Genomic DNA, 12,462 nt, shown 5'->3' on the forward strand with positions numbered 1-12,462 from the left:
CTCCTGCAGCCACGTCCAACCTTCCTTTAGGCGCATGCATCGGCGCCTCAAGTCCGGCAGGGTAACTGCCCGTCGTGAACGCGTCGTGTGCGACATCTCTGTTTCAACAGCCCGGTCGGATGCGCCGGGCAGGTCTTGTGAGCGCTTGGCTGCCTGTGGAACTTCACGGGGCGATCGCCCTGCAGCCGTAGCGCTCATGGCCACTCTAGCTTTCTCGGCGTCGCGATGCGTAGCCGTGGGGCCCGAGGGGCGTTGTATGTCACACTCCCGCCGCCTCCGTGACGCAAAGCACGCAATCCTTGTGGACTCGAAACACCGTGTGGAATGCGGAATATGGCCGCTGGCTGGGACAATGGCTTGAAGCACACGCCCAAAGGGTGTTGGCTGTTAGTAATGGAAGTCACTGCAAAAGGAGGAAACGTGAGCGAGGCCGACGCCGCCACATCGGTAAAAGTGGCGGAAAGAATGGGTTTCAAAGATGGGGATCTGATTCAGGAACGCGGCTACGACGACGACGTCGATTTCGACTTGCGTGACGACATCGAAGATGTCACAGGCTCCGAGTTGTTGGATGAAGATGATCATGACGTCGTAGATGCTGTTGTTTTCTGGTGGCGGGACGGCGACGGTGACCTTGTTGATGCCCTCATGGATTCGCTCACCAACCTGAAGGAAGGCGGAGTTGTTTGGGTGCTGACCCCAAAGTCAGGCCGTGACAACTACGTATCTCCGGCGGATATCCAGGATGCCGCACCCACCTCCGGGCTGCACCTCACCACCTCGGCAGGCGTTTCAAAGGACTGGAGCGCCACTCGTTTGGTGCCCAAGAAGAACAAGTGACCGAAGTCCAGCAGGCACCTGCCTCTGTGCTCGCTCCCAAAACAGGGCAGCTTGCACCGGATTTTGAACTGCTGAATCAGTACGGCGAGCCTGTTCGCTTGGCCGACTTTCGGGGCCGAAACGTTGTTGTCGTGTTCTTTCCCTTTGCCTTCTCCGGCATTTGTACAGGGGAGCTCTGTGAGATTCGCGACAACATCGCTGCCTTCAAGGATACGAACGCCACGGTATTGGCTATTTCCGTAGACAGTAAGTTCGCCCAGCGGGCATACGCTGAGCACGAGCAGTTCGGCTTTGACCTGCTGGCAGACTTTTGGCCACATGGAGCGGTAGCAAGAAGCTACGGCGTCTTCGACGGGGCGAGTGGCATGGCGTTGAGGGGGACGTTCATCATCGACGCTGCGGGAGTTGTCCGCTATGTGGTTGTCAATCCACGAGGCCAGGCGCGGGACTTTGCCGAATATCGTCGGGCGTTGTCGTCCTTGGCGGAGCAGTAGTCGTGAGCCATCACAGCCCCGGAGTGGGAATGACCGGGTTCGCCAGCATGGCGCCCGCGCCGGTGGCACAGCTGACTCCGCGGGAACTGGACGAACTGAGGGCTGCCTTGGATCTTCTTGGGGGTAAGCGCTTGACTGTTCTCACGGGCGCCGGGTTGAGTACCGATTCCGGGATTCCTGACTACCGTGGCCCGGGCTCTGCGCCTCGGAACCCCATGACCTACCAGGAGTTCATTGGGAGTGAGGCCAGCCGTCGCCGCTATTGGGCACGGAACCACATTGGGTGGTCCCATCTCAGGCACGCCGATCCCAACGCCGGCCATGTTGCGGTGGCGCTCCTGGAGCGGCGCGGTTTGCTGACTGGTCTCATCACCCAAAATGTTGACAGGCTCCATGAGGACGCCGGAAGTGTCAACGTGGTGGATCTGCACGGCCGCTTTGACCAGGTGGTTTGTCTTGAAAACGGCCACACCTTCAGTAGGCGTTTGATTGCAGCGATCCTTGAAGAAATCAATCCCGGTTTCCTCGAAGCCGCGTTGGAGTCCGGAGTGGTGGAAATGGCACCCGATGCTGACGCTACAGTTGAGGATTCTGAGCTCATTACCTCGTTCGTTATGGCTGTTTGTCCCATATGCGGCGGAACGCTGAAGCCGGACTTTGTCTACTTCGGCGAGAACGTCCCCAAGGATCGTGTGGCCCGGGCTTACGAGATGGTGGACAACGCGGACGCCCTCTTGGTAGCGGGATCGTCGCTGACGGTTCAGAGTGGACTGCGCTTCGTCCGTCATTCAGCAAAAGCAGGAAAACCAGTGGTGATCATTAACCGGGGAACTACACGTGGGGATGAGTTTGCAGAGCTGAAACTGGATTTGGGAGTCAGCGGCGCGTTGGGCTACCTTGCACGCTCTTTGCCGGATCTTCCCCGGGCTCCTGAGCCGATTGGTGTTTCCCCTGGTTGATCATGTAGAGTCATTGTTCGTTGGTTGAAGCGCTGAGGAAGTTACGAAGCGCGGAGGCAGCGGTTTTGGGTCTTTAGCTCAGCTGGTAGAGCGCCACGTTTACACCGTGGATGTCATCGGTTCGATCCCGGTAGGACCCACCGAATAAACCCCGTCATTCAAGTCGTAAGGCTTGGACGGCGGGGTTTTTTGTGTCTCCGTTTCCCGTCCATGACTCTTTTAATGTCGGAGCATCGCCCTACGGTTCATTCCATGGAGCAGATATACATCCCCGCGGTTGAGCAAGGCGCACCGGCGGTAGTAGTGCGTGGAGGCCGGGAGTGGCGCATGGTGGTGGAACCTGTTCGATGGTTTGAGCGGGTTGCCTGGTGGGAGAAGTCCCGGCGGATGCCGCGAGGGCAGGGGCGGGTTGACGTTGAAGTCTGGCAGGTCCAGGTTCGCTTGGGAAACAACCTTGCGTCCGGCATCGCCACGTGGGAATTGGTGCGGGACGGTTCCGGTGGTGGCTGGTCCATCCGGGGCGAGGAACTCGCTGCGGCGTAGCCCTGGGCCGGGAAATGGATGAGCTCTCCACCGCGACTATTGGGGGATGCCGCGGTGGAGAGCTCGAAGATGAATATACAGAGAACTTTTGGCTTTGAAAAGTATGGCCCCCTCCCAGGTCGGAAGTGCTGTCGGTTACCGCCCTGCTCCGCCTTCTTCATTCCACTATGATGAGTAGTGTTCAGTAGATTGAACACTCTAATTGCGATGTTGAAGGAGAATCATGGCTGATTCCCGCTCTCCCCGTTCCGAAGGGCTGGGTGCCTCATCGCCGGCGCCTGCCGTCACCCGTGCCGCTGCGGTGCTGGAGGCACTTGCAGCGTCGCCTTCAGGCCGCTTGACGCTCAGCGATCTTTCTCGTGAACTTGGCATCCCCAAGTCGTCTACCTCGAACCTATTATTGGCCCTGGAAGAAGCTCGCCTCATCACCAGGCAGGGGGCGGACTTTGCCTTGGGCAGAAAGCTCGTTGAACTTGGAGCTGCCTATCTCAGCCGCCTCGACGAGGTCCAGGAGTTCTACAAATATTGCGAGCAGGCGCCCACACTCTCCGGGGAGACTGTGAGGATCGCGATGCTCGACGGCGACCACGTCATCTACCTAGCGAGATATGAGGGGCACCCTGCGGTCAGGTTGACGTCGAACATCGGCGACAAGATGCCTGTCTCGCTCTGCAGTGTGGGTAAAGCTCTGATTGCCCAGTTGCACGATCACGATATCGACTCAATGTTCCCGGATGGCATGGAGCTCCCAACCATGACTGCCAACTCCCTTAAGTCCGCCGAGGAGCTCAAAGCGCAGATTTCTGTCATTCGTCAGCGGGGATATGCCTTCGAGGACGAAGAATCCACGGTGGGTGTGGTGTGTCTGGCTGTGCCGGTCCCCACTCATGGAGCCCATGGCCCCAGCCTTGGCCTCTCCGTGACGGCGCTCAAGGCCACCTACTCCGAAGAACAAGGTGCGCTCATGGTCAAGGAATTGAAGGAGTTGGCGCGTTCCCTGGGCAACCCGATGGGCTAGCCTTGCGATCTCCTGCTAAATAAATCTGATTACAACCTTGGCACTGAGTTCAACACGCTGTACGCTGTTCATCATAGTGATCTTGGCGGTGATGCCATCACTATCTCGCTGGGCCAACGGGGGCCCGGGGTGATTTTGAGGGAGTGCTTGTGATAACTCGTGCAAATGAAAAGCTCGCAGCCGAGGCTGACGACGCTGTAGTTGAGCCGGAACAGCTCCGCAGGGCTACGTTGGCCAGCTCTGTAGGTTCCGCGCTGGAATACTACGACTTCTATATCTACGGCCTTGCGTCGGCGCTGATCTTCGGCCCGCTGTTCTTTTCACCGCTGGGCCCCGATGGTGCTCTCATTGCATCCTTCGCCACCTATGGTGTTGGCTTCGCTGCACGTCCCTTCGGTGGTTTGATCTTCGGCTACATCGGTGACCGCTTCGGCAGGAAGATGGTTCTCATCATGACCATCGCACTGATGGGAACAGCGAGCTTTGCCATTGGGCTGCTACCCACGTTCGAACAAGCTGGAATGCTCGGCGCTGTTCTGCTGGTCACCCTTAGGATCATCCAGGGACTGGGAGCAGGGGCGGAGCAGGCCGGCGCAACAACCCTGATTTCGGAAGTTGCACCGCGCCGCCGTCGTGGGTTCTACGCTTCGCTGCCGTTCGTCGGCATCCAGCTGGGCACGCTCCTCGGTGCTGGAACTTTTGCGCTCATCGCGATGGCAGACAAGTCGGTCCTCCAAGGCTGGCTGTGGCGTGTGCCTTTCCTGGCCAGCTTCATTCTGATCGCAGTGGCCATCTTCATCCGTCTCAAGCTCAAGGAAACCCCTGCGTTCCAAGAGCTCGAGAAGCACAAGAACGTGGTCAAGAACCCTATTGGCGCTCTCTGGAAGCACTCAAAGAAGAATGTGTTGCTTGGCATCGGTCTTCGCATGGGAGAGAACGGAAACTCTTCGATCTACTCCGCGCTGCTGGTCTCCTTCATGAGCATGCCGGCAGGTGTCTTTGCAGGCAACAACTCAATCGGTCCTGTCGGTTTGCTGATTGCCGCCGGCTTCGCCGCCGTCTTGGTGGTCACGTTCGGTGCACTGTCCGATAGGTTCGGTCGCGTTCCTGTCTACCGCTACGGTGCACTGTTCCAAGCGATCATCGCGGTCCCAGCCTTCTACCTGGTCACCTTGGGCAACGTCACATTGGTCTGGATTGTCATGGCGGTAGGCATCGCAATCGGTGTTCAGTCAATGCTCGGCCCCCAATGTCCGCTGCTGCCCGAACTTTTTGGATCGCAATACCGCTTCACCGGTGTCGCCATGAGCCGGGAGATCTCAGCGGTTCTGGCCGGTGGCCTGGCGCCGTTGCTGGGCGCGCTGATGTTGGCCGCCACCCATCACTCGTGGCTGGTCCTTGCCATCTATTCACTGGTCCTGGCGCTCATCTCCTTCGTGACCACGTTCTTCACGCCGGAGACTGCAGGCAGGGACCTGGTCAGCACCGAAGACGCGAAATAGCTTCCCCAGGAGCAGCCAAGCGAAGCAACGCCTGACAACCAATACCAACAGAGCGGCGCCCTCCATGCGGAGGGTGCCGCTCTTCCATGTCCGGGGACACAAAATGGGCGTGAAGAGCGTGATGGCAAAAGACGCGTGACAGTGCAGAATTGGTGCAGTGAATGAGGAGCGTGTGCATGACGGCTACCAAGGGCCTCGCATCACCGGAAAGTCCTGGGCGGGTCCGGGCAGGCGGCCGGGGTACTAATTTCCGGCCCGAGATTCAGGGCCTGCGTTCGCTGGCCGTGCTCATGGTTGTTTCGTACCACATCTGGTTCGGCCGGGTCTCTGGTGGGGTGGATGTTTTCCTGCTGATTTCGGCGTTCCTGATGACCCTGCAATTCGTGAGTCGCTACGAGGATGCCCGGCCGGTATCACTGGTGCGGCACTGGTTGCACCTGTTCTGGCGGCTGCTGCCTGCCGTCGTCGTGGTGTTGCTTGGAACGTTGGCGTCCACTTATGTGATCATTCCGCGCACGCGCTGGATTGAGATAGTCAGCCAAGGCTGGGCATCCCTGTTCTACGTTCAAAATTGGCTGCTTCAGCGGCAGGTAGTCAACTACTACGCGGCAGACCACAGCGTAGCGAGCCCTTTTCAGCATTTCTGGTCGCTGTCCATCCAAGGACAGGTGTTCATCATGTGGCCGGCCATCTTTGTTGCCACAGCCTGGCTGTGTCGGCGCCTCGGACTGCGGTATCGGGCTGTGCTGTTGGGAGTGTTCGGACTGGTTTTTGCCGTATCTCTGGCGTACTCGGTCTACTTCACGGCCGCCCATCAGGAACTGGCTTACTTCGATACCTTTGCCCGGCTGTGGGAGTTCGCCTTGGGCACCCTTGTGGCGCTGCTACTTCCGTATCTTCAGCCCGGCCGCGGTATGAGGAGCGTGCTGGGGTGGGTAGGAGTGGCGGCCATGTTGAGTTGCGGCGCTCTCCTTCAGGTCCAGACCGCCTTTCCCGGTTACGTAGCCCTGTGGCCGACGCTCGCAGCTGTAGCCGTCATCATTGCAGGACAATCGGGAAGCCGCTTCGGAGTTGACCGCATCCTTTCGTCCAAACTGTTGGTGGGGCTGGGATCTACCTCGTATGCCCTGTACCTGTGGCATTGGCCCCTGTTGGTGACCACTCTGGTATGGATGGGCAGGGATCATGCCGATGCTTTGACCGGTGCCTTGATTGTTGGTGCGTCCCTTTTGTTGGCGTTTCTCACCACGCGGTTTGTGGAGCAGCCACTGCGTGCATGGAGGTGGCCGGAAGCGAAACGACGTCGCCTGGCTTTGGCTGTGTTGGTTTGCCTGGCAGTGGCTGCGGCCCCGATGGCGCAGTTTGGATTTCAACAGCAGGCGGAGAAGGACCTCATTGCCAAGCAGGGCGCCGAGGATAACCCCGGGGCGCGGGCTTTGCTGCCCGGCTACCTTGACCGGGTTGGCGAAGGCGCGCGAACACTGCCTACCCCTGAGCAGCTCCCGGAGGATTGGGGAAAACTGGATGGCCCATGTACCGGTGACCTCCGGCCCTCGGATCCAGCGCTCTTTGCAGAGTGCCAGCAGAACGACGTCGGCGCTGACGCAGAGAAGACCGTTTTGGTCGTGGGTCAGTCCCATTCGCTGCAATGGCTCGGAGCAATCGGTCCGTTGGCAAAGGAACACCGCTGGCGTGTCCAATCCATCACGTTCGGCGCCTGCCCGTTCATGACCGAAACCGATGAGGTGGGGGACGAATGCAATGCCTTCAACAGGAACGTCCGGGAACACATCCGTGTCCATCGGCCGGATGCCGTCTTCCTGGTAGGCACGGCTGCTGTTCCCGACTCACCCGACGAGGACCTCACCTGGGGCCTTGACGAGTTGGTGGGTGAAATTACTGATCAAGGTGTGGAAGTTATCGCCATGCGGGACAATCCACGTTTCTCCTTCAGCCCCAGTGAATGTGCCATGGCTTCCGGAGTGGATGATCCGCATTGCCGCCCTGCCCTGTCCTCGGTGCTCGCAGAAACCAATCCGCTAAACCAGTTGGAGGGCACGTTCACGGGGTTGTCGATCCTGGATATGACGGACCTGATCTGTGACGGGAGATCCTGCCCGGGCATCGTGGGCAACGTGTACGTCTACCTCGACGACAACCACCTCTCGAGCACGTACGTCAGGACGATGACCGAGACGTTGTCCGAGAGGTGGTTTGACGCCACTGGATGGTAGCTGCCGGCCTAGTAGAAATGGACCGGATCAACGAGGTGGGGAAGTTCCCCGCCATCCAAGAATGTTCGCAGGTTGCTGCAAAAGCGTTCTGCGATGAGTCGGTTTTCTGCAGCGCTCAAGGCCGAGGTGTGTGGTGACACAAGGACTTTGGGGTGGTTCCACAGGGGGCTGCCCTGGGGGAGGGGTTCCACCGCGAAAACGTCGAGGCAGGCGTAGGAAACCTGACCGTTGTTCAGCGCCTCCAGTAAGGCTTCTTCGTCCACTACGGTCCCGCGGCCAACGTTGACGAATACGGTTCCTGGTTTCATGGCGGAGAAAAGCTGGCTGTTGAACAGCTTCTCCGTATACGGCGTGCCGGGCAGTGTGTTGACCACTGCGTCCGCCTCGGCCAGCAGGCCAGGCAGGCCTTCGTTGTCAGTGACCTGGTCGATCCCTTCAATGGCTTCGACGTTGCGCTTGGTTCCGCTGACCTTCATTCCCAGGGCCTGCGCGATTCGGGCGGTTTCCATGCCGATCTCACCGAGGCCCGTGATCACCACCCTTGATCCGTTGGCCAGCTTGGTGGGCGTCCTCAGTTCAGGCCAGACTTTGCCGGCTTGGTCTTGTGCCATTTCTGCGCTGCGCTTGAAGCCGTTGAGGATGCCGAAGGCTGAAAACTCTGCCAGGGGCAGCGCGTGGACGCCCGCGGACGTTGTCACGCGGAACTTCTGCAAGGTTTCGGTGTCGAGTCCGGAGGCCTTGACGGCGCCACCGGCTCCGGCTGCCATGGCGTGGATCCATTGCAGGTGGGGGTTGCTGCCGGCGATACGTGCCAGTCCGGCAGGGCTTTCGTTGGGGAATCCATACAGGATCTGCGCCCGGTTCAGCATGTCCCAGTAGCGTTCCTCCTGCTCCGGTGCGCGCTTGAAGGCGGGATCACCGGCGTGATCGGCCGGGAAGCGTTCCGGCGGTAGGAGCTCGGGTTCGTAGAGAACTGTTACGGAGGGATCTACGGCGCGGATCAGCTCTACATGCTCGGCTTCGAGGGGTACAGCGATGGCGATGGTAAGTTCATCAGTCGTCATAGTGTTCATCATACTGAATGGAGGCTAGGATATTGAACAGAATTCTGCAAGATGACCACAAAGAAGTGAGGGATTACCTGCTATGACAAGCAAACGGGTTGGCTTCGTCGGTTTGGGACTCATGGGGGCGCCCATGGCCTCAAACATCGCTAAGGCCGGTTGGAAAGTCACCGCTTGGAACCGCTCCGGCGCCGCCTTTGACCACCTCACCGTCCAGCGCGCGGCCAGTGTCGCTGAACTGCGCAATGAGGAAGTCATCATTTTCATGCTCCCCGACCTTCCCTACATCGAAGAAGCCGCGGCTGACTTGTTTGAGTCCTGGCGGAGCAATCCGCCGCGGCCGGGCACCACCGTCGTTATCATGAGCAGCGTTTCCCCTACCGCGGTCCAGCAGTTCGGCGAAACTGTTCAGCAGGCCTCCGGTGGAAATGCGGTGGTAGTGGATGCGCCGGTCAGCGGCGGCACCGCGGGTGCGCAAAGCGGAACCCTTGCCATCATGGTGGGCGCCACCCAAAGCCAGTTCGAAGAGCTCAAGCCCCTTCTCGAAACCATGGGAACCACGGTCCGGCTCATGGGGCCACTGGGATCGGGGTCGCTCGCCAAAGCCTGCAACCAACTCATCGTAGGAACCACGACGGCGGCCCTCGCCGAAGCAGCCGAACTCGCCGAACGCTCCGGTATGGATGTGGAGGCCCTCTACGAGGTCCTCTCCGGAGGGCTAGCCGGAAGCAAGGTCCTGGACAATGTTGGTCCCCGGCTGTCCGCCAAGAACTATGCCCCCACCGGACCGGCCAAGTTCATGCACAAGGACCTGGGGTTCGTGCTGACCAGTGCGGATGCCGTCGGTTCCGCGGTTCCCATGGCATCGGCGGCAATCGACCTGTACGCCGAACTCAAGCGCCAAGGACTCGGGGATCAGGACCTCGCCGTCGTCCGGCAAACCATCGCAAACCTCAGCCAAATCTCAAGCGCGTCGGCCGGCACCAATTAAACGGCCTGCACCAGCTGAATCGGTCAAACCCAAGAAGGAATGATGAATAAACCATGAGTGGACTTTTTGATCTGACCGGGCGGGTTGCCTTGGTCACCGGTTCCAGCCGCGGCATTGGCAACGCCCTTGCGAGGGGGCTGGCAGATGCAGGCGCCACGGTGGTGTTGAACGGCATCAGTCCGGAGCGTCTCGAAACAGCCCTCCAAGCCATGGACGTTGACTACCCGCAAGGGAGGATCCACAGCCGCGCGTTCGACGTCACCGATGCCACGGCCGCGGCTGTTGGAGTGGCATGGATTGAGGAGAACGTAGGACCGCTGGACATCCTGGTAAATAACGCAGGAGTTCAGCACCGTGTTCCCATGCTGGACCTTGACGTCAAGGACTGGGACCGGGTCATCACCACCAACCTGACAAGCGCCTTCCTTGTAGGGCGTGAAGTGGCCAGGCACATGATCCCCCGGGGACAAGGCAAGATCATCAATATCTGCTCAGTCCAGACAGACCTGGCCCGCCCCACCATCGCACCCTATGTGGCGGCGAAGGGTGGGCTCCGCAACCTCACCCGCGCCATGACCGCAGAATGGGCAGGCAGTGGACTGCAGATCAACGGCATCGCGCCAGGGTACATCCACACCGAGATGACCCAAAACCTGGTGGACGATCCCGATTTCAACTCTTGGATCCTGGGCCGGACGCCGGCCAACCGGTGGGGGACAGTGGCCGATCTTGCCGGGCCAACGGTATGGCTCGCCTCGCAAGCGTCCAACTTTGTTAATGGCCAGACGATCTTCGTCGACGGTGGAATGACGGTGGTGGTCTGATGAGCATCATTCTCCCGGTCTCCGGACCCGCCGTAGTTGCCCATGGCAAGGGCGATCTCAGGATCGAGGACATCCCACTGACCGCACCAGCCACTGATGAAGTGATTGTAGAGATTGCCTACGGCGGGATCTGCGGTTCCGACCTTCATTACTGGCTCCATGGTGCAGCAGGGGAGTCGATCCTCAAAGAACCCATGGTCCTGGGACACGAGATTGTAGGTGTGGTGGTCCAGCAGGCATCTGATGGCACCGGCCCTGCCGTAGGAACGCCGGTGGCTGTTCACCCTGCGACTCCTGCAGCCGGGAATGTCAGGTACCCCGAGGACCGGCCCAACCTTTCCCCGGGATGCACCTATCTGGGCAGTGCTGCCCGGTACCCGCACACTGACGGTGCGTTCAGTCGCTACGCCAACCTGCCATCAAGGATGCTTCGGCCGCTCCCGGAGAGCCTGGAGCTGCGGACAGCCGCGCTTGTGGAGCCTGCCAGTGTTGCTTGGCACGCTGTTGGCCGGGCAGGTGACGTCAAAGGAACGACCGCCCTGGTGATCGGCAGCGGCCCCATCGGTGCACTCGCCGTCGCCGTTCTGAAGCGTGCCGGCGCGGCCCGGATCGTCGCCGTCGACATGCATGACAAGCCCTTGGAAATAGCCCGGGCTGTTGGCGCCCATGAGGTCCTCAAGGGCGACGAAGCTGAGGCAATCGCGGCTGTGGACGCCGACGTCGTTATTGAATCCTCGGGAAGCCATTACGGTCTCGCTTCGGCCATCAAAGGTGCCACCCGCGGAGGCAAAGTGGTGATGGTGGGGCTTCTGCCCTCGGGACCCCAGCCAGTATTCATCTCTTTGGCCATCACCCGGGAGCTGGAACTGCTTGGCTCATTCCGCTTCAACGACGAAATTGACCATGTCATTGCTGCTTTGGCCGACGGTTCGCTGTTTGTGGACCCCGTGGTGACCCACGAATTTGACCTCTCCCGCGGACTTGAAGCCTTTGAGGTGGCAAAGAACTCAGCCGAATCCGGGAAGGTACTGCTGAACTTCCAGCAGTAGCTGTCTAGTTTTTGGTGACGGGGACGAACACGCGGGGCTGGTCATTCCAACTGGGTGCCAGCTCCGCAATGGTTTGCCGCATGATTTTGGCGGCAGCGTCGCGCGCCAAGGAACCGTCGCCTGCATCGATCGCATGGGCGACGTCCATGTGCCACTGCAGCGCCTGCTTTTGGGGATGTTCAGGCATAAGGCCGTGGACGGTTCTGCCGGTGAGGGTCTCCGTGACCTGGCCAATCAGGTTGGCGAACATTTCGTTGCCGGAGCCGGAGAGGACCAGCGCATGGAACCGGATATCGAGGTCCAGGAACCGGGCCATGTCGCCGGCATCGCCGGCTTCCTTCATGGCAAGTGAAATGTCCACCAACTCCTGCCGAAGACTTTCGGGTGCATTTCCTGCTGCCAGTTCTGCCGCTACAGGCTCGACGGCGGAGCGCAGTTCGGCAAGCGACCTCAATTGGGCGCCGCGCCCCTCGCCGGCAAGCCGCCAACGAATCACCAAAGGATCGAAAGGATTCCAGCGATGTGCCGGTAAAACCCGGATACCCACTCGTTTGATGGTCTCCACAAGTCCCAGGGACTGCAGAACACGGACAGCTTCACGAACCACGGAGCGCGAGACGTTGAGCTCGTCTTCCAAATGTTCGGCCAGCATGACATGGCCCGTGGGAAGGGCGCCACCGACGATTCTGGTGCCCAAGTGCTCTACGGCGCGGTGGTGGAGGCTGGTTGACATAGAGGTAAGCATAGTGGCGCGGCGACGTCCGGTGCGCCGGGGAATCCGGGGCAGCATCATAGACTGTTTATGACGCGGCACCGTTCCAAAACGTGGGCGCCGCTTTCCCGCACATGGCTGAAATACGTATGGTTTATTACAGCCCCTGGTTTTGAAATCGCTTCCTGCGTGCCCCATAGGGGAACGGGCGACTGTTTGTACACGAACGAAT

Annotated in this window: 12 protein-coding genes and 1 tRNA gene; 11 read left to right on the forward strand and 2 right to left on the reverse strand. The window is 59.9% G+C overall.

What is annotated here, in order from left to right; genetic code table 11:
- Window positions 1-420: 420 nt before the first annotated feature.
- From J7I86_RS00005 to J7I86_RS00040, 8 genes are all read left to right on the forward strand, one after another.
- Window positions 421-840: a DUF3052 domain-containing protein gene (locus tag J7I86_RS00005; RefSeq protein ID WP_214814685.1), complete on the forward strand. Its 420-nt coding sequence runs from the start codon at window positions 421-423 to the stop codon at window positions 838-840.
- On the forward strand, window positions 837-1,334 hold the full coding sequence (locus J7I86_RS00010) for a peroxiredoxin (RefSeq protein WP_214814687.1): 498 nt from the start codon (window positions 837-839) through the stop codon (window positions 1,332-1,334). The genes J7I86_RS00005 and J7I86_RS00010 overlap by 4 nt, the downstream gene beginning before the upstream one ends.
- Window positions 1,335-1,336: 2 nt before the next feature.
- Window positions 1,337-2,293 carry an NAD-dependent protein deacetylase gene (locus J7I86_RS00015; protein ID WP_309476636.1) on the forward strand — a complete coding sequence of 319 codons (957 nt, stop codon included), beginning with the start codon at window positions 1,337-1,339 and terminating at the stop codon, window positions 2,291-2,293.
- Window positions 2,294-2,360: 67 nt separating this feature from the next.
- A tRNA-Val gene (locus J7I86_RS00020) sits at window positions 2,361-2,433 on the forward strand.
- Window positions 2,434-2,545: 112 nt separating this feature from the next.
- Window positions 2,546-2,836 (forward strand): hypothetical protein, encoded by a 291-nt coding sequence (locus J7I86_RS00025; RefSeq protein WP_214814689.1) that lies wholly within the window; start codon window positions 2,546-2,548, stop codon window positions 2,834-2,836.
- Window positions 2,837-3,059: 223 nt separating this feature from the next.
- Window positions 3,060-3,854 (forward strand): IclR family transcriptional regulator, encoded by a 795-nt coding sequence (locus tag J7I86_RS00030; RefSeq protein WP_214814691.1) that lies wholly within the window; start codon window positions 3,060-3,062, stop codon window positions 3,852-3,854.
- Between the two features lie 143 nt (window positions 3,855-3,997).
- Window positions 3,998-5,356: an MFS transporter gene (locus J7I86_RS00035; RefSeq protein ID WP_214814693.1), complete on the forward strand. Its 1,359-nt coding sequence runs from the start codon at window positions 3,998-4,000 to the stop codon at window positions 5,354-5,356.
- A gap of 176 nt (window positions 5,357-5,532) precedes the next feature.
- A complete protein-coding gene (locus J7I86_RS00040; protein WP_214814695.1) occupies window positions 5,533-7,590 on the forward strand; it encodes an acyltransferase family protein in 2,058 nt (685 codons plus the stop codon).
- Between the two features lie 8 nt (window positions 7,591-7,598).
- Here the strand turns inward: J7I86_RS00040 and J7I86_RS00045 are convergent, their stop codons facing one another.
- The gene (locus tag J7I86_RS00045; RefSeq protein WP_214814697.1) at window positions 7,599-8,666 is read right to left on the reverse strand and encodes a D-2-hydroxyacid dehydrogenase; all 1,068 of its coding nucleotides are present in this window, start codon (window positions 8,664-8,666) and stop codon (window positions 7,599-7,601) included.
- A 70-nt stretch (window positions 8,667-8,736) separates the two neighbouring features.
- Between J7I86_RS00045 and J7I86_RS00050 the strand changes: the two genes are divergently transcribed.
- Genes J7I86_RS00050 through J7I86_RS00060 form a run of 3 tightly spaced genes read left to right on the forward strand, consistent with a single transcriptional unit; the run spans window position 8,737 to window position 11,518 of the window.
- Complete coding sequence (locus tag J7I86_RS00050; RefSeq protein WP_214814699.1) at window positions 8,737-9,645, forward strand: NAD(P)-dependent oxidoreductase; 909 nt, start codon at window positions 8,737-8,739, stop codon at window positions 9,643-9,645.
- Window positions 9,646-9,698: 53 nt separating this feature from the next.
- Window positions 9,699-10,469: an SDR family NAD(P)-dependent oxidoreductase gene (locus J7I86_RS00055; protein WP_214814702.1), complete on the forward strand. Its 771-nt coding sequence runs from the start codon at window positions 9,699-9,701 to the stop codon at window positions 10,467-10,469.
- Entirely contained in the window at window positions 10,469-11,518 is a 1,050-nt protein-coding gene (locus J7I86_RS00060) for an L-idonate 5-dehydrogenase (protein WP_214814704.1), read from the forward strand. Before J7I86_RS00055 ends, J7I86_RS00060 begins: the two co-directional genes overlap by 1 nt.
- Before the next feature lie 4 nt (window positions 11,519-11,522).
- Here the strand turns inward: J7I86_RS00060 and J7I86_RS00065 are convergent, their stop codons facing one another.
- Window positions 11,523-12,251, reverse strand: coding sequence for a FadR/GntR family transcriptional regulator (locus J7I86_RS00065; RefSeq protein WP_214814706.1), 729 nt, complete (start codon window positions 12,249-12,251; stop codon window positions 11,523-11,525).
- Window positions 12,252-12,462 lie beyond the last annotated feature (211 nt).

The organism is Arthrobacter sp. ISL-95 (assembly GCF_018613695.1).
In the GTDB taxonomy this organism is placed as follows: domain Bacteria; phylum Actinomycetota; class Actinomycetes; order Actinomycetales; family Micrococcaceae; genus Arthrobacter.